Genomic DNA, 22,112 nt, shown 5'->3' with positions numbered 1-22,112 from the left:
TTTTTCGTGATCTTCTAGATAAATGAGTATTTAGAATGTCGCTTTGTAGCGTACACCAAATTCACTGGCATCATTGCTCTTGATCACTAGGATGTAATCACCCGTGTTCAAGCGTGCATCATCATAACGCTCATCGAAAATGTTACGGCCATACAATGAGATGTCCCAGTTAGCGTTCGCTGGCGCATATGAAATATCGAAGTTTGTGGTGGTACGCGAGTCGATTTGCGTCATACGACGCGGATCTGAACTTGGCTCACCGTACATGTCGTCACGGTAAGAAATATCCAAACGAGTCGTGATTGTTGCACCATTGCTTAAACCAAATTCATATGACGGGCTAATTGACGCTGTCCACTCTGGAGTCAGTGGCGCGACAGGTTTAACACCCTCTTGCTCTTGTACATCAACATCCATAAAGCCAAAGCTTGAATGTAGCGTGAAGTTATCAGTCACATAATAAGTACTTTCGAACTCTACACCACGAGACGTTTGTTCAACAATAAGGTTATTGGTATCGAAGCCCGCGTCTGTTACAACGTTAACCTGATATGGTAAGTCTTCGTATTCTGTATTGAAAAACGCCAAGCTCATGCTGAAATCATCTGTTAACTGACCTTTAAAGCCTGTTTCGTAGTTGATTGCGCTGATGTTGTCGCTGGCTAAAAAGGCGTTGTTTGCACGTACGATAGCCGCTGCGTCTGGGTTGTCAAAACCACCTGCACCGAAGAATTGGCCAATTAGGAAGTATGGACGAGCAGGGAACTGACCCGACTGGTAACCGGTTTGTACAGTACCGTACCAGTTTAAGCCATTCTCAAAGGTATAATTTGCAGCTAATTCCCAAGAGATCTCATCCCACTGGCGACTTGAATAAATGGTACCGACTGGGTCGAATACGTTGGTAGAAGCTGATTTTTCGTCTTCAGTGTAACGTACACCACCTGAGATGCGTAAATCGTCAGTGGCATCGTAGCCAACGTTAACAAATACCGCACGGCTCGTTGTTTCTTGGTCTAGCTCAAGCTTTGTTGGGCCACCATCGAAGCTCGCTTCAGATGAATCTTGACGGTTTGAGCCTTCTTCATTGAACCAGTAAACACCCGTTACAAAGTCTGCACGGCCTAAATAACCAGTAAGCTGTAATTCAACCGAAGTTTGGTCAGCGGTACCGCGCTCTGGATAGTGATCAAGCGCAACTGCTGTGCTGTCATCATCTAGACCTGCTTTGTATTCACTTGAACGCTTAGAGAAAATAAATTTAGTGCCAAAATCTGGGTTGATATCGTATTCAGCGGTTAATGACACGCCATTTGCTTTGTTTGAAACAGTCGATGTTTCCATGGTACTGGTGGCGTTGTCGTATGGATCCGCTGTGGTTTGCTCATTGCGTAAACCATTTTGATATAAACGACCATTTGGTAACTCGTCAATTAACGTTGTATAAGGGCGTGTACCGCCTTCACCGTCATTGGCATCCGCTGTAAATACAAAGCGCAAATCTTCGCTGGCATTGTATTTTACTGATACACGGCCGTGGAATTCTTGGTTCTCACCCACATCGTATTCAGCGTTAGGTAGGTTTACAAACTCACCAATGCCGCCACGACGATTGAAGCCTATGTTAAAGTTAAAAGCCAAGTCTTCTGTGACAGCTTGGTTAGTGAAAATACTGCCTTTCAGGCGACCACGAGTGCCCACCTCAGCGCTGACTTTCGTCACAGCAGCTTGATCTGGCTGCTTGGTGATGATGTTGATTGCACCGCCGATTGAGTTACGGCCATACAACGTACCTTGTGGGCCACGCAACACTTCGATACGCTCGATATTCGCAAGGTTCCAGTTTTGGCCAACTTGGCGACCAAGGTATACACCATCTACGTAAACGCTCACGCCAGGGTCGGTCGTGATTAAGTGATCTTGTAAACCGATACCACGAATGAACGGGTTGGCTGAAGAATTGTGGCCAGCTGAGAAGCCAGTGATATTTAGGTTTGGAACAAATTTACCCACATCAGTAATGTCTGAGATACCTTGTGAGTCAAGGTCATCACCAGAGAACGCACTCATTGCAATTGGTACTTCATAGATAACTTGTGAGCGCTTCGTTGCCGTTACGGTAATGGCTTCCATTTTTGATTTTTCGGCTTGTGCTTCTTGCTCTTCGGCCATCACTGATGTTGAAGCAAAGCTTGCAAATGCTAACGCCAAAGCGCCTGCGACAGGGTTTAAATTGCGTACTGTGGTGCTCATATTTGTTCCTCAGAAACGGTTAATATTTTAAATCTCGTGTGTGTTTGGTTTCTGCGAGGTACTCGCCAACCGTGAATGCAACAGCTAACCGATTTCGTTTGTAAAACGCGCGCGCAAAAAAATGCAATCATCCGTTGGAGACTGCCTATACGTTTTTAATTTTTTACGGCTAATTACGAAAATGAAAGGTCAGCAAAATGCTGCTATTCGATTGGGAGGGTATTCTACAATGTGTGAGGAGAAGTATGCAAATTAAATTTTAAAAAACTTGACTTTAGGTAGTGCCTTTTTTAAAAACATTTGCTATAAATAGAAGGTTTGCTAGTTGCTCGTAAAGCTTGGCAAACCTAAACCACCATTGTCCGCTTTTTCTAAATTAAGACAGTTTGGACTCAGAAGATAAAATGGCTGAGGGGTTCAACATAACTTCAATAGCGTACTTTAAATCCTCGGGCTTACTAAACAGGTGTTTAGAGTAAAGCCAGTTTTTGTACTTTCCAATTGAGAAACTTCCAGAGCTCTGATATTTGGATTCTTGTGTGACTGCTATTACGTGGTTACCCGTAGCAGGAATGTTCCAGCTGTAGTCCTCTTTTCCTTGAGTCTGTAAATAATAGGTCAGTCCGTTAATCGTTGGCATCAGGTAGGCGTTTTGAGTGTTGTTGCTGAGCACTTTTAATGCGGAGTGTTTGGCAAACTCAAATGTCTCCTTTGGTGAGCGGTTCATCAAGGTTTGTAACTTATTCAATGCTTCACTAAAGTTGACTAGTTCATTGCTTTCAAAATCTTTGATATTTTCATCTGAGCTTTGCACAAACTCTAATAAATCAATGATATCTTCCGCAGAATAACTGACATTTTGCAGTTGTTGCTGTAACTGTTTTAAATGTAATTCTAAATCTATGAAAAAAGAAGATTTGTGTCTTGTTTGACTAATTAGTATCGCTAGATTGTTGAGCCTTTGCTTAGATAAAGCATGTTCAGTATTTAGCGCCGTAACTTGTGATTCTAGCAATGCGATTTCTGTGCGAGTCGCTGCGATATGACCATTTTTCTCATTCAGCACCGCTTCTTGTGCACGGATACTGTTCACATAGGGGGTAATTGATTCCATTGAACGCAGAGCATCAAGCCCTTGTGAAGCCTTAAAAATGGCCCCTATAAATGGGATTTTAGACAGTGTATTGAGCTTTTTTTGTCGTCTTTGAAATGCTTTTTTTTGCGCCGCTATGTCTTTTTCTAGTGACTCAACTTTCTGTCTTAGAGATGTCAGTACACTTGTCAGTTCTCTAACAGTAACTTTCTTTTTTTTAAGTTGTGTATGTTCCTTCTTTAGTTGTGATTGGATAGCCTCGACTGTGTTCAGTACTGATTGTTCTTTTTTATAGAGCTCTTGCTCCATATCTTGCATGAGCGCTAATTGGCTAAGTGCACGGTATTTTGCTGAACTAGCTATCTGTAAATCCAAATCAACTTTGGCAATAACCTGTGTAATGAGCTGTTGGCTTTTTGTCAGATCATTGGCTTGGATAGCGTTTAGAGCACCGCGCAGATCGGCGGTCAGTGTTTTGCAGTTTTCCAAATATGCCTCCTGCACCAAACCTCAGTTTGGTGCAATATGTTTATTTAATTACACAGCGTGTTGATACGAGTTGCTGTTTGGTAACTGAGCCAAAGTTTGTTCACTAGATGTATGTAAACGTACGATGGCTTCGTTGGATGCCTCTATTTGTCGGCTTAGCTTAGTCCCCATTTCCTTGGCGAGCTGAGGGGCAAGTTCTCTACACAACTCGATAGAAGGATTCAATTTCATGTGTTCTAGAGCTTTCACTTGAGCAAGAGAGGCTTTCGCTTGATATTCTTTTGAAATACCGTTTAGTGCAGCCCACTGACAGAGGTAGGTTAAGTATTCTTCGATAAACATTTCATCTTCATATTGCTCCTTTCTGGTGTCTTCATCTTCATCCTTAATGTCTTCAATCATTGCTTGAAAACCAGCGTCTTGCATTCGGTCGCAGTAGTTTGCCATTTGCTCCCAAAACAGCGCAGCCTGAGTCAAACTGCTGACAATTTGCCCCATTGCACCCACCGCTGCATGTAATGACTGTACCGAAGATTCACTAATGGTGAATTCGTCCTGCGTGTTAGCCAACATAGAAGTGAACTCACTAAGCTTTTCTAAAGATTCTCGTTTGGCCTTTTCTAATTCAATTTTTTGCTTTAGAAATGCCATTTTTTCTTGTCGGTATGATGCTAAGGTTTTTGCTGAGGCATCAGTCATATCTTTTAGCGTGCTCTCAATAGCATTGAACGCAGACATAGCTGTGTTGTAAATCCGCTTGGCGTCATCAGCTGCTTTCTGAGCGGCTTTCTTGTTTTTGTGTGCATTTTCAAGGTGTACATCTAACTGCACTTTTTCTGTTTGTAGGCCTCGAATTTGTGCAAGCAATGCATCCTCTTCATCTTTTGCATCAGGTTGGCTGCGTTTTACCTCAAGCTTCTGCTCTAGCTCTTCAAGTCTCGAAACAGTGTGTAATGCTTTAGCTTCGAGTTCTTCAAAAAGTTTACTTGCAGTTGCAAGTTGTTCCTCATGACGTTCTAATTGTTGCTGTTTTTCATTAGCATCCTGCTGTGCTTTAGCTTTTTTCTCTCGTTGTGCTTGAATGGCTTCATTCTCTTGGTCACTTCCTCCAAAGGCCGCGCCAATGCCTGCTTTAAAAACACTGAGCACCATACTTACAATCTGAACTGTTCGGGTATGCTTTACTTCGCTTTCTTCACGGTCTTTGGCATCTTGGTAATCGAGCTCTGCTTGCATTGCGTTCGCGACTAACTCTTTTTGAGAGGTTTTTTCTGCTTTTAATTTGGCATTGAGGGTCGAAATAGACTGAGAAAGCTTTTCTTTACGAATATGTTCTTGTTCCTCGGCGTACATGGTGTCGGTGTAGACTGAAGTTGAGTCTTTTTGCAGTACGACAAATGCATCAGCTAATTGCTTTGCTTCTTGCGCCATGCTCTTAGAGGCCTCTTTGCAGCGCGCGAGTTTTTTTATTGCCATACCTTCTTTGGCTTTAGATAGCCATTTATGCACTTCAATCAGCTGCTTTAAAATAATTGCGGTTTGAGACTCAAAAGAGGTCATAGTTACAATGCAATCATTGCTCAGCATTGCAAGCTCACTTTGGAGTTTGGCAACTCTTGGTCTAAGTGTGCCTTGCCCAGCTACGCCATGATAAGCGACATTGAGGAGATCAACACTCAGTTCTAGGTTTTCAGTGACCTCACCTAAGTTAAGTTGTCCGAGCACCCGTTGCACTTCTTTTTGTACCATTGAAGATTGAAAGCTTGGTATTTCCCGTAAGCTATATGATTCCGTACCTAGCGTGATCTCAGTTGGTGAAATGATGTTCAGATTTTGTCCCATAATTATTCTTCCACGATGAAAAGGTGTACCTATGGATCATCATGAGAAATCATGAATATGTAAATTACAGGGCATTACGCTCAAAAAATGAATACATATTGACTGAAAATCGTGGGAAATTACTTCACATCGACCACTTTACTGGCTTTTTTGTATCTAACTTTAAAGCCCGGCCAAGCGGGAAGCTCCCATTTTTTTGGCGCATCTTTTCTATTACCGCTGACATGGGTTAACAAGATACGCTTGCCAGTGAATGAGTACTCTACCTGCATCAGTAAATCATTGAGCTTGACGTGTAATGGGTGCTTTTCAATAAAGGGTGCAAGCTGCCAAGGTTCAAGTGTTTGATAGAACAGATCCTGCGCTTCAATCAGTGCAATGTCATCTTGTTCCTCAATACCCAGTTGTTGTAGCTTTTGTTGTAAATATTGCTCTGTGGTGAGCGCTTCAAAAGGTGTACCGTGAGCTTGGTAGTAAAGCTGGTGTTCTGCCAGTGACTGCTTGACTTGCTCACCTGCAGGGGCCAGTAGTTCTCCTCTTGAAATTAAGGTGACGCAGGCGTCGATGAGCAATTGACCCGCAGGCTCTATGAGCTGCTCATTAAGCTCAAGCCCCGCATAACTGGTGCTAAATTTTGCCATGATACGTTCATCAATAACGCATGCATCAATAAAGTGCTGCTCACCTAGTCCCAACGTTGTGACGAGGTTTAGATTTACAGGGGCATTCATGGTTGCCAACGTCATGGCTTGCTTAGTGCCTTTACCCGCTAATGCATAAGTATCGAGTACTAACATGGCTTGGCAGTTGTCATTGATACGTGTTTCTTTTGCTGGGATCACCTCACTGTTGCCATTGCCGAATGCGCCGCGCCGATTATTACGTTTGACGTATAACCAATCAGGCTTGGCCTTGGCGATAGCTGCAACAAGTAGGTTCCGATCGTAGCTGGCTGCGTGCTTTCTTTCTGGTAAATCAAACGCAATACGCAGTTGATCACTAAATTGTTTTGCTTCTTTTAGGGCATCATGCTCGACGTTGATACCTTCTAGTTGATCCCGCACTAAGGCGATGACGAATTCCAAATCACAGTGATTGGGTAATTGTTTGTTCAGTGCATCGACGTGCTCTGGTGAACTTGGCAACTGATAAACTCGAGCGGGAACGCTCAGCACTGAGATGGCATCAACCATCGCCTGTTGCAACGATTTACTGGGCATAGTGCTGATTAAATACGCGAGCTGGGCATCCACTGGCAATGGATAAAGCTGTTTGCCAAGTTCAGTGGCGCGTTGGTGCGCATCAATGGCTTTAATCTTGGTAAGTTGCTCGATAGCAGCCGATTTAGATGCTACAGGCAGAGGCTCAATAAACTCTAAGCTATCAACCCCTTCACTTGAACATCCTGCCGCCAACACCAGCTCAGTAAGGTTTTCACGGTGTATTTCTGGTGGCGTGGTATCAAGGAGCGGCGCATGTTCACCGTAGAGACGAATGCATAGGCCTGATTGTGTTCGTCCCGCGCGGCCTAAACGCTGTTTTGCTGAATCTTTAGCGATGGCTTCAAGGTTGAGTACGGTTTTCCCACCGCGTAGATGCGTGCGTCGTTCAAGTCCTGAGTCAATGACACAGCTTACATTGGGAATGGTCAAAGAGGTTTCGGCCACATTGGTCGCCAAGATAACTCGTTGTTGATGCTGAACATTCAGCGCCAATTGTTGTTGCTCTGGGTTACAGCCACCATACAAACGCACTACCAGCGCATCTAAATGCGATAGTTGCCCCGCTGCGGCCTGAATTTCGCCTTTCCCGGGTAAAAACACCAAAATATCACCCTCTGTAATATCAAGGGCTTGTTCACAAGCTTCACGCACTCGTTCACTCAAATCATATTTACTGGGCATAGCGCGTGAGTCACTGGCGATAAAACGCTCCTCAACAGGGAACATTTTGCCGTCTGAGTGCAATGTGGCAGCTTGTAAATAGTTGATAAGTGGCTTGGTGTTGAGCGTCGCTGAGGTCACGATTAAACGGTGTTGGTTATGTGTTTTGAGCAATGCAAGTAGCAAGTCCATATCCCAGCGCCGCTCGTGAAATTCATCCAGCATGACAACATCATAATCGCTGAGTTGGTTTTCAAAATACCAGCGTAAAGCCACACCAGGCGTGGCAAAGACGACCTGTGTGTGCTCAGTAAAATGGTGCTTAAAACGTATGGCATAACCAATCTGCTCACCCAGCGCGGTATTCGCTTGTTGTGCAAGATATTCAGCCAGTGATGTACATGCAATACGCCGAGGCTCTATCACCAGTACTCGACCTTGATCACGTGCCCACAAAGGTAAGCAGGTAGATTTTCCAGAACCAGTTGCTGCGCTGACTACCACATGCTCTTTGGCAAGAGTGGTTAAAAATTCAGATTGTATGGCAGCGATAGGTAAAGTCATAAATAGGCACGTAGATAAAAGTCACACAAAGGCAAATATTATCAAAGCTGTATTGAAAATGCCGCAGTTTGTACCAACTATGTTTAAAAAGATGAATAAGTAATCAATATGATAAATGGTTTTTTACTGTTGGCTTTAATGGTTTTTGTGGTGGTGTATTGGCGTTGGCAACACATTCAAAATCTATTTTGGGCACGAAAATATAAAGAAATAACCCTGAGCCAACCTGATAGGCAAGTGCTACTGCAATATATGCCTATTTACCGGGCAATGACGGATGCCGACCGAGCCGCTTTAGAAAAGCACATAGTGTGGTTTTTGGGAGAAAAGCGCATTTTGGGACGAGATGGATTGCGGGTAAACCGCGCAATGGAATTAATTGTTGCGGCCGATGCCTGTTTGTTGGTGCTCAATCAATCTTGGCCGCTGTACCCCAATGTCAAAGAAGTATTACTTTATCCTAGCAGTTATTATGTGCCGCAAACCAGCCGTGATGCGGCGGGATTAGTGAATTATCACACCTCAGTTAGACAGGGGGAATCTTGGCCTGGTGGTACATTGGTATTGAGCTGGCACGATGTGTTGGAGGGCAACCGTTTACCGGGGGATGGCCATAATTTGGTGTTTCATGAGTTTGCTCATCAGTTAGATCAACAAACGGGGCAAACTAATGGTACGCCGCTGCTGGCATCAAAACAGGACTACGCTGATTGGGCAAGAGTATTCAATCGTGCATATAGTAATTTGAAAAGTCATGTGGCCTATCAAATGCCCCATGTGATGCATAGTTATGGGGCAACCAATGAAGCGGAATTTTTTGCGGTGCTTACCGAAACCTTTATTGAGAAACCGACCCAATTGCGAAGCTATGACCCTGAGCTATACCGCCTATTAATACGCTATTTTAAGTTTGACCCACAGCAGTGGCAGCGATATTGAGAATAAATACAGACAATAGCCGCGTAATTCTGTAACTGATGGCATTTTACTGGCAACTTTAGCTAATTTTTGCTGTGATGGTGCAAATTTTAGTTGAGAGTATAAGAATGATGAAAAAGCAGTTTTATAGCGCACTGTCGCTCTCTATCGCATTAGCACTGGGAACGAGCAGTGCAGCCATCAATGCAGCAGAAGAAAAATCGCAAAAATGGCAAGTGGATGCCCCTCAAGGTGAATTTTTAGACGCCAAGATTTCCGTGACACAAGGTACTTGGATGAACGTTGACGTCAGTCCTGATGGACAAACCTTGGTGTTTGACTTGTTGGGTGATATTTACACCATGCCTATCTCAGGTGGGGAAGCCAAGCAGCTAACCAGTGATATTGGTTGGCAGATGCAGCCACGTTTTAGCCCTGACGGTAAGCACATTGCTTTTACCTCGGATCAAGGCGGTGGTGATAACATTTGGCTTATGAACGCTGATGGTTCAGAGCAACGCGCAGTCACCAATGAGACGTTCCGTTTGTTGAACAGCCCAGCTTGGAGTCCGGATGGGGATTTTCTTGTTGCGCGTAAACACTTTACCGCATCGCGTTCTTTAGGCGCAGGTGAAGTTTGGATGTATCACAAGTCTGGCGGCAGTGGTGTACAACTGACTAAGCGTGAGAACGATCAAAAAGACTTGGGCGAACCGGCATTTTCGCCAGATGGTCGTTACGTGTACTTCTCCCATGATGCGACACCGGGCAAAACGTTCCATTACTCTAAAGACTCGGTAGCGGGTATCTACAAAATCAAACGTTTTGACCGTGAAACAGGCGAGATTAAAGTTATCTTATCCGGCATGGGTGGTGCTATTCGACCTACACCGTCACCAGATGGTAAAACACTGGCGTATGTAAAGCGTGATGATTTCCAATCAAGCCTTTATTTGTACGACTTAGAGTCGGGCAAAGAAACCAAGCTGTATGGCAATCTTGAACGTGACATGCAAGAAACATGGGCTATTCATGGGGTATACCCAACGATTGCTTGGACACCGGATAACGAAAGCTTGGTATTCTGGGCGGGTGGTAAAATTCACAAAGTAGCGGTTGATGATAAATCGTTTGAAACCATCGAGTTCAGTGTTAATACCACGAAGAAAGTACAAAAAGCATTACGCTTTGCACAAGACATCGACCAAGCACAATTCGATGTAAAAATGTTACGTAATGTACAGGTTTCTCCAAATGGTGAAACAGCTGTTTTTGAAGCCATGGGCCACATCTATTCACGAGACTTGGCCTCGGGCAAAGTGAAGCGTTTAACCAAACAAAACGATCATTTCGAATTCTTCCCGCAGTTCTCTCGTGACGGTAAAAAAATTGTCTATACCACTTGGGATGACAATGAGCAGGGTAGTGTACGTGTGGTTTCAGCCAGCGGTGGCAATGGTAAAGCTATTACTAAAGAGCCGGGCAAATACGTTGAGCCGACCTTTAGCCCAGATGGTAAAACCGTGGTGTTCCGTAAGTCTCGTGGCAGCTCAATCTTGGCACCAGAGTGGTCGTTAAAGCCAGGTTTATATCAGGTGTCGAGCAATGGCGGTGAAGCAGAGCTTATCAGTGAAGTGGGCTATCAAGCACAATTTGCCGATAGCAACGATGTAATTTACGTGATGGCACAGGGCAAAAACCCAGAGTTACGCGCGATTGAATTAGCAACGAAAAAGTCTCGCACGCTTTATGACGCGGAGCATGCAACCGAATATCGTGTATCACCAGATGGTAAATATCTGGCATTTGCTGAGCGTTTCAAAGTGTTTGTAACACCATTTGTGCAAACTGGTAAAACCATTTCAATCTCTCCAAGTGACAAGCAGTTCCCTGTACAGCAGTTATCTGTACGGGCGGGCGAAAATATCAGTTGGAGCGCTAAAGGTGACAAGCTGTATTGGAGCCTTGGGCCTGAGCTATATCACGCAAGCTTAGACGGCATGTTTGATATTAAGCAAGATAAAGACGCTGATTTTAAAGTAAAAAGTGGTACTGACATTGGCTTTAAACAAGACATGGCAGAACCAAAAGGTATGATTGCGTTAACCGGTGCGACCATCATCACGATGCAAGGCGAAAAAGTGATTGAAAATGGGGTGGTACTGACCGATGGTAAACATATCAAAGCGGTTGGCAGTGCCGCGGATGTGACCGTTCCTAAAGACGCTCAGGTGATTGATGTAACTGGTAAAACGATCATGCCAGGATTGGTAGATGTGCACGCCCACGGCGCGCAAGCCAGTGAGGAGATCATTCCAGAGCAAAACTGGAAGAACTTAGCTGGATTGTCGTTAGGTGTGACCACTATTCATGACCCATCAAATGATACCACTGAAATCTTTGCGGCCAGCGAAATGCAAAAGGCAGGTAAGATTGTTGCACCACGCATTTTCTCAACGGGTACCATTTTATATGGTGCCAATGTACCGGGTTATACCGCACACATTGACTCATTAGATGATGCGAAGTTCCACCTTGAGCGCTTGCAAAAAGTGGGTGCCTTTAGCGTTAAGTCATATAACCAGCCTCGTCGTGAACAGCGCCAACAAGTTGTTGAAGCGGCAAGAGAAATGGGCATGATGGTGATGCCAGAAGGGGGATCACTACTACAGCACAACCTGACCATGGTGGTCGATGGTCATACGGGTGTGGAACACTCTATTCCAGTTGCTAACATTTATGATGATGTGAAGCAGTTATGGTCGCAAACTGAAGTAGGTTACACACCAACACTGGGCGTGGCATATGGTGGTATTTGGGGTGAAAACTACTGGTACGATAAAACCGATGTGTGGAACCACCCACGCTTAAGTAAATTTGTGCCTAAGAACCAGTTGCTACCGCGTTCTATGCGCCGTATCAAGTCACCTGAACATCACTATAACCACGTAAACAACGCGCGCGTTGCCAAAGAACTTCAAGAGTTAGGTATTTTGGTGAACCTTGGTGCGCACGGTCAACGTGAAGGCTTAGCAGCACACTGGGAAATCTGGATGTTCGCCCAAGGTGGTATGACGCCTCATGAAGCACTACGTGCGGCAACATTAGACTCGGCTAAATACGTAGGCCTAGACAAACATATTGGTTCGATTGAAGCCGGTAAACTTGCTGATTTAGTGGTACTAGATAGCAACCCACTTAAGAACATTCGTGACACCGATAAGGTGGCTTACACCATGATCAACGGTCGTTTGTTTGACGCCGAAACCATGAATGAAGTAGGTAAAAAAGAGCGTGATAAGTTGTTCTTCGAATAACCATTTTTTGCTTTGAATTAAAAAAGGCTGCAACTTAGGTTGCGGCCTTTTTTGTTTAAGGTGTCTCGTCCTGAAATGTGTTCAGCATGACAAGTGCGTCAAACATATATGCTGTCATCCTGACGAAGGTCAGGATCTTTTAAATGAATGGCTCTAACACCAAGTTATTGCCTTTTGATTGAAGGTGACGAGATTCTGAAACAAGTTCAGAATGACGAAAGTAACCAAAAGAGGGCATTGCTTAGAAACTAAGGAAACGGCATTGTTCATGCAAATATGTCGTCTTCCCGACGAAGGTCAGGATCTTTTACTAGGTGATGAGATCCTGAAACAAGTTCAGAATGACAAGCGAAATTGGGACGAAGGCGCGGCTTAAACAAACTAGGATGAAGGCATTACTCATGCATATATGTCGTCATCCTGACGAAGGTCAGGATCTCTTACGAAATTTCGGTCACATTCGAGTTTTTGTGACATTGCTTGTTGAGAAATACCCGCCTTTAACCGCATCGACCTTAGGTCGTCACCATTAATCACGTCCTTTCCCTTTTTATTGCGATGGGGAGATTTTTCCGCATCTAAATATACATAATATTAACAATGGTGGCTTCTGGTAAAACAAAAAATGGCTTTTTAACTTTAGTAATGCCAGTAATAAACAGTGTTTAAGCCGTGCAGGGCTTTAAGGGACAGATTATTTCAACAGGGTTAAAAAATAAACATTTTGTTTACTATTGGTGTAAATCCATTTATCAGTACGTAAGCAGCTCGTTAGCATTCACATGCTAACGAGCTTTACCTATACGCCTAAGCGCCACGGGTGGCGATGGCGGGGGAGACTCTACTGGCTCGGGTGGCAGGGTAGATAACCGCCAGTTGGCCGAGTACAAAAATCATCACTGTGCCTATCATTAAATAGCTTAGCGGTACGGGGTTAATGGATAGCAGTTCTACAAACTGATTATTGAGAATAATGGCACCGAGCAAACCAATCACCACACCAATGCTTGTGACAACGGCGTTTTCAACCATAAAGTAGCGAATAACATCCCATTTGTTTGCGCCCAGCGCTCTGCGAGTACCGATTTGTTGGGTTCTGCGACTCACGTTGTAACGCGCCTGACCGAATATACCGAGACCCGTAATAATGGCCAGCCCCACGCCAATGGCGGTAAGTATTTTGCTGGTGGCTAAGTCTTCTTTGTAGGCTTTTTGCCTGACCTGCGCCATCGTGCCGATACGCTCTATTTTCCGACCTGGAGTTTTAAGTAGCATATCAACAGTGTTGTTCATCACTTCTTCCAGCCTGCCCGGTTGGGTGCGGATCGCAATATGACTGGCTGAGGTTGGTAATGCTTCGTTCACGCCAGCAAGTACTGTTAATTCCACCATGGACCAAAACTGCCATGAGCTTTGCAAGGTTTTAATAACGCCCTTCACGCGATGTGGGTTACCACTGAAATACAAGGTGGTATCGACAATATCACGCCAATTATTGGGGTAGATTTTTTCTGCTAAAGCTTGGGTAACAACCACAGGAGACTCAACAAACGTACCATCGCTCATCACTGACACAATATCGGTGGGCGTAAACCATTCACCAGCGATAAGCTCTAGGTTGAGTGCTTTTAGGGCATGCTCATCACTGTTAAAGTACCCGCCATAGGCCACGCTTTCACCTTTTGGGTCTAGATAGAAGTCGGTGTAACGTCCCCAGCCGATAAGTGGTATGCTTGGTAAAGGAGCTGCTGCGACCACACCGTCTAACGCTCTTATTTGTCTTAAATTGTCATTATGCTCTGCAAGTACTTGATGGCCTTCACGCAAAATATTCGTGATGACATAAAAGGTATTGGCTTCGTCAAGGCCAGTAGGGCGCTGCATTTTTTTGCTGCGCTCACCTATCATATAGGCGGTATTGACCAGCACCATAAAGGTAATCGCAACCTGTAATGCGAGCAAAATAGGCGCAATTTTTTGCTTTTTAAGCGATTTTAAAATTGGGAAAAAGTCTTTCATATCTCGCTCCTATAGGCTCTTAAGCTGACTAGATGGCGTGGTTTGGCTCGCCTTCAATATTGGCAAAAGCCCAAATAGCAAACTACAGAGCAGGGCTAACAACAAAGTCGTGGCGGCCAAAGATAGGTTCATCTGCATAATGCCTGCGGGCATGTAGTAATAAATGCTGGTGAGTATTTTAAGCCCAAGCTGTGCTAGTGCGAGTCCCAGTAGCCCACCGAGCGCCCCTAATAAGGCCAATTCAACAGAAAACTGTATAAAAATGGCTTGCTTGCTAGCACCTACTGCTCGGCGAAGGCCTACCTCTTTTGAACGGCCAAAAAATTTCGCCATCATAAGGCTCATACAGTTGAGCAAACAAACAATCAAAAAGAGCACTGCAAGCCACACCGCAAGTTTACCGTCATTGGGGATCATTTCATCGTCAATTAGACGCTCTCGCACCGTCAATAATTTGGAGCGAGTGCTATTTGGAAAGCGGCCAAAGGCTTGCTGCTGTTGGGCATAGCTAGTGAGAAAGTCTTTATACTGTGCTTTAGTTTGTTCATCTGGTAATTCAACCCACATGTTGATCATCGAGCATTCAGAGGCAATGAGGGCGGCAAAAGAGCCATCTTCCGGTTCTTGCCAACAATGGGTATCGGCGCTAAAGGAGGAGTAAAACTCATTTTTCATCTGTGTATTTAAAGGGATAAATACATCATATGGATCATTATACGTATCCATGGCATGGCTGTAATACTTAGGAATAGGTGACCAGTGTTCCATCACACCAACAACAGTAAATACCTTATCTGCGAATAGTACTGTTTGCCCAACGGAGTTTTCACCGTTAAATAGGCGTTGGTTAGTTTTTTTACTTAACACAATCACCTGTGCTGCATTGTCTTCGGCTTGCTGGTCCCAACCATTACCAAATGCAATAGGAACTTCAAAGATGTTAAAAAAGTCAGGTGTGGTGGTACGTACAGTAACATTTTCAGGTTGTAAATCAGGTCGAGCGGGGTTAGAAAGCATTTCTTCACTAGAATTGAGCGCTACCTGATAGCGGGGAATATCTGATTTAATCAGATTCATTGCATCTTGATAGGTCAGTGTGTAATTTAGTTTGTCACCCATTTCTATGGCGTATTCTTTACTGAAGTTATCAAGCTGTACATTAAAGAGCGTTTGGCTTTTTGCTGGAATGGGGTCTTTTGACATCATATAGCTGACGGTATATGTCGTCATGGTTGCAGCAATGCCAATGGCTATCATGGCGACGATTAAAAAACTCAAAAACGGGGTTTTACGCACGCCCAAACAGGCGAGCTTAAAATAGTAGGTCATCATGGCTCGTTACTCATGCAATGGCTTTTTCAAGCGATTGTAATTCGCTCAAATGGCCGTCTTTAATTTGAATTATGCGGTTGGCTTGAGCGGCTTGTTCATTGTCGTGGGTTACCATAATGACACTGGTGCCTTGGGCGTTGATGTCTTTTAGTAATGTCATGATCCCCTGTGCCATGTGTGAATCTAGATTACCTGTTGGTTCGTCGGCGAGGATAACTGTGGGGGAACCAGCAATGGCTCTGGCAATGGCTACTCGCTGTTGTTGCCCACCTGACAATTGATTTGGATAGTGGTGTTTTCTTCCTGCTAAGCCCACTTGCTCTAACGCTTGCATAATGCGTTTGTCACGCTCTTTTGCGGTGAATTTTCGATAACGCAGTGGCATATCCACATTGTCATACAAATTTAGCTCAGGGATCAGGTTAAAACTTTGAAATACAAAGCCGATTTTTTCATTTCGATAAGCGGACTTTTGTTTGTCTGTCATTGCTTTTACATCTTGTCCATCAAGTAGATAAACCCCTTCCCTGGGTTCTTCGAGTAAGCCAGCAATATTTAAAAATGTGGTTTTCCCAGAGCCTGATGAGCCGATGATGCTAACAAACTCGCCTTGCTCCACCTGTAAGTCAAAAGGATGCAATGCCTGTGTTTTGATCTGATCTGCGAAAAATGTTTTGGCTAATTTTTTCATTGTTAACATACGTATCTCCCTATTGTTATATGTATATGGGTTTTTGATAACAAAACTGAGTGGTGGTTTTTATGCTTAATGAGATTATTCATATATCGATGGTTGGCGCGTAAATACATGTTACAGAGGGTAAAAAGCGCTGCCAGATAATTGGCTGTAGGTGCGAACGTCATTGATGTTATTCCTTTGTATAAGCACGTAACGAACGAAACTGGCGTGACACTATTTTGGAGGGACTGTACTAAGCTATCCATGTTAAACAGAACCAGAATGTGCGGTTATTTCAAAATCAATCGTGCCACCAATTTCGCACATCAGTGTACACTTTTTTAACACAAGATCAATTGTTGTTAACCTTGTGTTCATTTAAATTTCAGCAGTAATATAGGTTGGGAGGGGGAGTAAACAGGTAAGTATCAAGCGTTGTTAGGAGCTACACGCTATACATTTAAAAGCCTTTGCATAACGCGAGACTTAGGGGCTGCAAAAATACTTTGGGTATTCCCGTATTCGGCGATTTTGCCTTTGTTTAGCACCAGTAGCTGATCACTCATATGCTTTACCAAACTCAAGTGGTGGGTGATCAATACATAACTTAGGCCTGATTCTCGCTGTAACTCCAACAACAAGTTGACGGTTTGCGCTCTTACCGATGGGTCAAGCGATGATAGCGCTTCATCAAGTACCACTACTTTTGGGTCTAATATCAGGGCTCTCGCTAATGCGATACGCTGCAACTGACCGCCGCTGAACATGTGGGGATAATAGTCATAGTGCTCGGTTAGCAGACCCACTCGGGTGAGGGTATGCTTAATCTTATTATCTCGCTGTTGTATGGTCAGCTCGGTGTTGAGGCGCAAGCAATCATCCAGCATGTCACCAATGGTTAATCCTGGGTTTAAAGAGCGTGTTGGGTCTTGAAAAATTAAACGGATATGACGGCATTGGGTGTTACGCAAGCCATCATCCTCAATGGTGTCGCCATCGAGTAAGATCTGCCCTTTGTCAGCATGGTCCGCACCCGCCAAAACTCTGGCTAGGGTGCTCTTTCCAGAGCCTGTTTCACCGATGATGGCGAGAGTTTCACCGACACCGACCGAGAAGGAAATATCAGTAAGCACCTGAGCATGAGTGCGTTTAAATACACCCGCGCGAGTACAGAACGATTTGTTCAGTGCTTGTACTTTTAAGAGTGGTTGCATTTAGGCTTATCCTTCATCAGTGGAAAGTGGCATGCGTAAGTATGGTTGTGGACTTTACTTTGCGTTGGTGTAACAACACACTGTTTTTGTGCTTGTGGACAACGTGGGCCAAGTCGGCAACCTATGGGTAAATGCTGTAGCGGTGGTATGGTCCCTTTAAGCGCATAAAACGGCTCTTTGTGGGCAAGCCCCTGTGCGTAGTCCGGTAAACTTTTTACCAAAGCTTGCGTGTAAGGATGAAATGGGGCGCAAAATACTTTATCAGTGGGGCCTGCTTCAACCATCTGACCACAATATAGAACATGCATGGCGTGTGACCAATCAGTGATCTCCTCCAGTTCATGTGAGATCATCAAAATAGACATGTTTTTTAATTGATTAAGGCTTTTTAGCAGACGAAAAACTTGTGCTTTGGCGATACTTTCCAGTGCTGTGGTCGGCTCATCGGCAATCAATAATTTTGGGCTGCGGGCAATGGCCATGGCTATCATGACTTTTTGACAAACTCCCTCAGAGAGTTCGTGAGGATAGCTGCTGGCCACTTTTTTGTCATCTCTGATCCCGACCTTATGCAGTAGTGCCTTGACCTTGCTCTTTCGCTTGCTGTTTCGAGAGAAAAAGCTGCTTTTGATACTGTTGTCAGGTATCGACTCTGCAACCTGATCGTATATTTTGGCGGTCGGATCTAGACTTCGGCTCGGCTCTTGGTAAATCATCGCCATGTCTCGGCTGACAATTTTACGTCGCTTCTCAGGGCTTAACCTCATTAAGTCGACCCCTTGCCAGTGCATCCTGTCCGCAGTGACCGTCCAACGTTTGTTCAACACACCGACAATGGCTTTGGCAATCAAACTTTTTCCTGAACCAGATTCACCCACTAGGGCATGAACCTCGCCTTCTTTGAGGCTGAGATTGATTTTATCAACGGCTCGGATCACACCTTCTTCGGTTTGCAATTCAATGGTTAAATTTCGAATATCGAGCAACTGCATTAATCCACCTTTCGCCCTTTGAGTACTTGCCTTAAGCCATCGCCTACAAGATTAGTAGACAATACTGCGATAAATAGTAACACACCGGGCAGGCCAACAGTCCACGGCGCAAGGTAAATTAGGCTGAGGTTTTCAGCCAAAATGGCACCCCATTCGGTTGTGGGTGGCTGTGCACCAAGTTTTAAAAAGCCCAGTGCGGCAATATCCAAAATCGCGGTAGATAAAGCCATGGTAAAAATAACCACAATATGCTCGTAAATGTTCGGCAACACGCCGCGGATAAGAATTTGCCATTTAGATGCGCCATCCAAACGAAATGCACTGATGTAATCTTTGCTGAGTTCCTCTACCACCAAATTTCTTACTGAATGCACATGCTGGGGTAATAAGGCGAAGATAATAGCCCATACCGTGTTGAGTAGTCCCGGACCCAACACCGCAATAATGATGATAGCCAGCAATAGAGACGGGATGGATAATGTAATGTCCAAAAGATGGTTCAATAGGCTGGAACGCAGTCCTTTACTGATCCCCGCGAAAGTACCTAACACAACACCGATTAAGGTTGTTACAAGGGCCGCGACAATTGATAGGCCAAAAGTAAATGTAGCGCCATTCATTAATCTCGATAGTACATCTCGGCCAAGGTCGTCGGTGCCAAGTATAAAACGCACATCTCCCAGCTCATGCCACGATGGAGGCAGTAATAGGGCATCACCATGCTGTTGGTTGATGCCATAAGGCGCGATAAATGGGGCGGTCATTGCCAACAGTGTTAGGGCAACAAAAACCCAAAGCCCCACCAATGCAGGGTGGTTAGACTTAAACTTTCGCCACAATCGAGACAGTGGCGAGCGGTTTGACTCTTCACTAAATAAACTAAACTTTGCCATGGGCCTGATTTCTCGATAATGGGTCAAATAACGTATGACTGAACTCAGCCAGCATGTTGGCTAAAATAACAAACATTGACACCGCCAACAGTCCTCCCTGAATCGCAGGGTAGTCACGTTGATAAATACTATCTATTAGCCAGCGTCCAACACCCGGCCAAGAAAAAATAACTTCGGTGATCATGGCGAGGGTGATCAAGGTACTAAATTGCAGACCGATTTGTTTGATAACAGGTAATAGTGCATTTCGTAAAGCGTGATGCATGATCAATTGGCGTCTATTGAGGCCCTTAGCTCGCGCCGTTTTGATATAGTTTTGTTCCAACACATCGAGCATAGAATCACGGGTAAAGCGGATCAGCACCGTCGTTGGATACATTGCAAGCACGATGGTAGGCAAAGCTAAATGATGAAGCGCATCGACAAATGCGAGACCTTGGTAAGGGAAGCCCTGCAAAATAATATCGAGCAGAATAAAGTTGCTAATGGGTTCAACTTCATACAACAAGCCAATTCGGCCAGACATCGGAAACAACCCAAGCCCAAGGCAAAACACCATTATCAGCAAGAGTGCCAACCAAAATATCGGTACAGAAAACCCAAGTAAACTGAGTGAATTGATTACTTTTTCGGGCCAGCGTTTGTGATAGGCCGACGCAACTATTCCGCTTGGGATCCCCACCATAATGGCAACTGCTAAGGCATAAACGCATAGCTCTAGAGTGGCAGGAAAGAGCTTGACCACATGCTCAAATACACTTTGTCCAGAAGATAAAGAAACGCCCCAATCACCCTGTAGAATGCGCTGTAAGAATGCCAAATATTGAACGATAACCCCTTCATTGAGGTGATACTTTTCTGTCAGTTGTTGGCTTTGCGTAAAAGAAGGATTGACCTGACCACTGACATTGGCGAGTAATTCACCGGGGAATAAATAACTCAAAGAAAAAGTAAACACGGTTAACGTGAAGACCATAAACAACAATAAGGATAAGCGTCGCAGCAAATATTCAAATAACATTAGTCTCGCCTCGCTTTGCCAAGAGAGATGCCACCAAATGGGCGAAGGGAAATGTCTTTGACATCAGCGCTGGTGGCTTGAAAGCGCATACCGTGAGCGATAGGTACCAAAGGTAGCTGATCAATGATCATCTTTTGTGCCTGATAATAGAAGGTTTTACGCAGTTCTACATCCGTAGTATCCAGCGCTTGAGTAAGCAGTAGATCGAACTCAGGGTTACACCAGTTTGCAGGGTTTTTACCGCTGAAGGTGGCCGTACAACTTAGCAATGGACTGAAAAAGTTATCTGGGTCAGGGGTGTCAGCAGCCCAGCCTAATAACACGCTATCATGCTCATGTTGGCCAATGCGCTCTAAGAATGTGTTCCACTCATATCCACAATCCGTGCTGATATACCAATCCCTTTTAAATCACTTTGGATGAGCTCGGCCATTTTTCTGGCATTAGGATTGTAAATGCGCGATACGGGCATAGCCCATAAGGTCATACTAAAACCATCTTCATATCCAGCTTCGACCAGCAGTTGTCTGGCGTATTCAGGGTTATAAGTGGGCATATGATCCTGAGCTTGAAATGCCCACGATGAAGGCGGTAAATGAGAACGGGCGATGATGCCATTACCGTAAAAAACCGCCTGCATAATCTTTTCAAAATCAACGGAGTGCGCCAGCGCTTTACGAACTAAAAGGTTGTCAAAAGGAGGCTTCTCTGTATTGAACGCCCAATAACCAATGTTGAGGTTTGGCGCTTTATCTACACGAATGTCATCACGAGCAGCCAACACGCTTAATTGTGTGGCACTGGGATGTGCCGTGATGTCGCACTCTTTGGTCAGCATTTTTGCAATGCGGCTGGTGCCATTGGTGGTAATATCAAAAACCAACTGCTGCATCGGCACGGGGTGTTTCCAGTAGTGCTCGTTGCGATGGTAGCGGATCAGGTTATCACGCAAAAAGTGCTTATATTTGTAAGGGCCAGTCCCTATCGGATAGGTATCAAACAACTCTTTTTGTTCAAGGGCAGCGAGATGGTTTGCATATTCCTCTGACAGGATCACCGCAAAGTCAGTAGCTAAATTAGATAGAAAGCTGCTTTCAGCATTGAATAGTTCAAAGCGGACTGTGTAATCGTCTACTTTTACCACCTGACGGATAAGCTGATCTAACCCAACACTTTGAAAGTAAGGATAGTTGGCATCGCCCACAAAGTGATAGGGGTTATACACGTCAAACAAACGGCTAAAAGAGAACACCACATCATCAGCGTTGAGAAAGCGAGTTGGTTTGAAGTAGTCGGTATGATGAAACTGCACATCTTTGCGCAAGTAAAAAGTGACCACCTTACCGCCATCACTGACTTGCCAAGAGTGGGCAATTTCGGGCTTAAATTCAGCTGTTTCTGGATCAATACTCAATAGTGTGTCGTATAGCTGACTCGCTATGATATCAATGGTTGAGCCTGTAGTCGTCACTTGTGGGTTAAACGACACTGGATTTGCTTCAGAGCAATACACTAACCCTTGGGTTTTTCTGATCGTCTGTTGGCTGGCATCTATACAGCCTAGCAAGTAGGTGCACAATACACCTAACAGCAAATTACGCAC

Annotated in this window: 14 protein-coding genes and 1 pseudogene; 3 read left to right on the top strand and 12 right to left on the bottom strand. The window is 44.5% G+C overall.

What is annotated here, in order from left to right; genetic code table 11:
- Positions 1-30: 30 nt before the first annotated feature.
- The 4 genes from C2M32_RS13750 to C2M32_RS13735 form a co-directional block, all read right to left on the bottom strand.
- Positions 31-2,253 carry a TonB-dependent receptor gene (locus tag C2M32_RS13750; protein WP_105168919.1) on the bottom strand — a complete coding sequence of 741 codons (2,223 nt, stop codon included), beginning with the start codon at positions 2,251-2,253 and terminating at the stop codon, positions 31-33.
- A gap of 376 nt (positions 2,254-2,629) precedes the next feature.
- Entirely contained in the window at positions 2,630-3,835 is a 1,206-nt protein-coding gene (locus C2M32_RS13745; RefSeq protein WP_105168918.1) for a hypothetical protein, read from the bottom strand.
- 48 nt (positions 3,836-3,883) lie between these two features.
- Positions 3,884-5,677: a hypothetical protein gene (locus C2M32_RS13740; RefSeq protein ID WP_105168917.1), complete on the bottom strand. Its 1,794-nt coding sequence runs from the start codon at positions 5,675-5,677 to the stop codon at positions 3,884-3,886.
- A gap of 119 nt (positions 5,678-5,796) precedes the next feature.
- Positions 5,797-8,124, bottom strand: coding sequence for a DEAD/DEAH box helicase (locus tag C2M32_RS13735; RefSeq protein WP_105168916.1), 2,328 nt, complete (start codon positions 8,122-8,124; stop codon positions 5,797-5,799).
- A gap of 108 nt (positions 8,125-8,232) precedes the next feature.
- Here C2M32_RS13735 and C2M32_RS13730 point away from each other — a divergent pair, with 108 nt between their 5' ends.
- The 3 genes from C2M32_RS13730 (at position 8,233) to C2M32_RS20550 (ending at position 12,735) form a co-directional block, all read left to right on the top strand.
- A complete protein-coding gene (locus C2M32_RS13730; RefSeq protein ID WP_105168915.1) occupies positions 8,233-9,063 on the top strand; it encodes a M90 family metallopeptidase in 831 nt (276 codons plus the stop codon).
- Between the two features lie 110 nt (positions 9,064-9,173).
- Positions 9,174-12,359, top strand: coding sequence for an amidohydrolase family protein (locus tag C2M32_RS13725; RefSeq protein WP_105168914.1), 3,186 nt, complete (start codon positions 9,174-9,176; stop codon positions 12,357-12,359).
- A 211-nt stretch (positions 12,360-12,570) separates the two neighbouring features.
- Positions 12,571-12,735 carry a hypothetical protein gene (locus tag C2M32_RS20550; RefSeq protein WP_158678226.1) on the top strand — a complete coding sequence of 55 codons (165 nt, stop codon included), beginning with the start codon at positions 12,571-12,573 and terminating at the stop codon, positions 12,733-12,735.
- Positions 12,736-13,166: 431 nt separating this feature from the next.
- Here C2M32_RS20550 and C2M32_RS13720 read toward each other — a convergent pair whose 3' ends face one another.
- From C2M32_RS13720 to C2M32_RS13685, 8 genes and pseudogenes are all read right to left on the bottom strand, one after another.
- Positions 13,167-14,378 carry an ABC transporter permease gene (locus tag C2M32_RS13720; RefSeq protein ID WP_105168913.1) on the bottom strand — a complete coding sequence of 404 codons (1,212 nt, stop codon included), beginning with the start codon at positions 14,376-14,378 and terminating at the stop codon, positions 13,167-13,169.
- A gap of 9 nt (positions 14,379-14,387) precedes the next feature.
- A complete protein-coding gene (locus C2M32_RS13715; RefSeq protein ID WP_105168912.1) occupies positions 14,388-15,710 on the bottom strand; it encodes an ABC transporter permease in 1,323 nt (440 codons plus the stop codon).
- Positions 15,711-15,720: 10 nt separating this feature from the next.
- Positions 15,721-16,410 (bottom strand): ABC transporter ATP-binding protein, encoded by a 690-nt coding sequence (locus C2M32_RS13710; protein ID WP_105168911.1) that lies wholly within the window; start codon positions 16,408-16,410, stop codon positions 15,721-15,723.
- Between the two features lie 431 nt (positions 16,411-16,841).
- Positions 16,842-17,603, bottom strand: coding sequence for an ATP-binding cassette domain-containing protein (locus tag C2M32_RS13705; protein WP_105168910.1), 762 nt, complete (start codon positions 17,601-17,603; stop codon positions 16,842-16,844).
- Positions 17,588-18,595 carry a peptide ABC transporter ATP-binding protein gene (locus C2M32_RS13700; protein WP_105168909.1) on the bottom strand — a complete coding sequence of 336 codons (1,008 nt, stop codon included), beginning with the start codon at positions 18,593-18,595 and terminating at the stop codon, positions 17,588-17,590. The genes C2M32_RS13705 and C2M32_RS13700 overlap by 16 nt, the downstream gene beginning before the upstream one ends.
- On the bottom strand, positions 18,595-19,488 hold the full coding sequence (locus tag C2M32_RS13695) for an ABC transporter permease subunit (RefSeq protein ID WP_105168908.1): 894 nt from the start codon (positions 19,486-19,488) through the stop codon (positions 18,595-18,597). Before C2M32_RS13695 ends, C2M32_RS13700 begins: the two co-directional genes overlap by 1 nt.
- Positions 19,475-20,509: an ABC transporter permease gene (locus C2M32_RS13690; RefSeq protein ID WP_105168907.1), complete on the bottom strand. Its 1,035-nt coding sequence runs from the start codon at positions 20,507-20,509 to the stop codon at positions 19,475-19,477. The genes C2M32_RS13695 and C2M32_RS13690 overlap by 14 nt, the downstream gene beginning before the upstream one ends.
- Positions 20,509-22,112: pseudogene (locus C2M32_RS13685) on the bottom strand (ABC transporter substrate-binding protein). The gene C2M32_RS13690 and the pseudogene C2M32_RS13685 overlap by 1 nt, the downstream one beginning before the upstream one ends.

Origin of the sequence: Pseudoalteromonas sp. T1lg23B, from assembly GCF_002964665.1 — a bacterium.
Classification (GTDB): Bacteria; Pseudomonadota; Gammaproteobacteria; order Enterobacterales; family Alteromonadaceae; genus Pseudoalteromonas.
The sequence above is the reverse complement of the archived record's forward strand: the minus strand, read 5'-3'. Positions and strand labels throughout refer to the sequence as shown.

What these genes read in the sequence shown, in the direction of transcription:
- C2M32_RS13750 (WP_105168919.1), bottom strand. Translation starts at nt 2,253, where the DNA reads ATGAGCACCACAGTACGCAATTTAAACCCTGTCGCAGGCGCTTTGGCG.
- C2M32_RS13740 (WP_105168917.1), bottom strand. Translation starts at nt 5,677, where the DNA reads ATGGGACAAAATCTGAACATCATTTCACCAACTGAGATCACGCTAGGT.
- C2M32_RS13735 (WP_105168916.1), bottom strand. Translation starts at nt 8,124, where the DNA reads ATGACTTTACCTATCGCTGCCATACAATCTGAATTTTTAACCACTCTT.
- C2M32_RS13730 (WP_105168915.1), top strand. Translation starts at nt 8,233, where the DNA reads ATGATAAATGGTTTTTTACTGTTGGCTTTAATGGTTTTTGTGGTGGTG.
- C2M32_RS13725 (WP_105168914.1), top strand. Translation starts at nt 9,174, where the DNA reads ATGAAAAAGCAGTTTTATAGCGCACTGTCGCTCTCTATCGCATTAGCA.
- C2M32_RS20550 (WP_158678226.1), top strand. Translation starts at nt 12,571, where the DNA reads ATGACGAAAGTAACCAAAAGAGGGCATTGCTTAGAAACTAAGGAAACG.
- C2M32_RS13720 (WP_105168913.1), bottom strand. Translation starts at nt 14,378, where the DNA reads ATGAAAGACTTTTTCCCAATTTTAAAATCGCTTAAAAAGCAAAAAATT.
- C2M32_RS13715 (WP_105168912.1), bottom strand. Translation starts at nt 15,710, where the DNA reads ATGATGACCTACTATTTTAAGCTCGCCTGTTTGGGCGTGCGTAAAACC.
- C2M32_RS13710 (WP_105168911.1), bottom strand. Translation starts at nt 16,410, where the DNA reads ATGTTAACAATGAAAAAATTAGCCAAAACATTTTTCGCAGATCAGATC.
- C2M32_RS13705 (WP_105168910.1), bottom strand. Translation starts at nt 17,603, where the DNA reads ATGCAACCACTCTTAAAAGTACAAGCACTGAACAAATCGTTCTGTACT.
- C2M32_RS13700 (WP_105168909.1), bottom strand. Translation starts at nt 18,595, where the DNA reads ATGCAGTTGCTCGATATTCGAAATTTAACCATTGAATTGCAAACCGAA.
- C2M32_RS13695 (WP_105168908.1), bottom strand. Translation starts at nt 19,488, where the DNA reads ATGGCAAAGTTTAGTTTATTTAGTGAAGAGTCAAACCGCTCGCCACTG.
- C2M32_RS13690 (WP_105168907.1), bottom strand. Translation starts at nt 20,509, where the DNA reads ATGTTATTTGAATATTTGCTGCGACGCTTATCCTTATTGTTGTTTATG.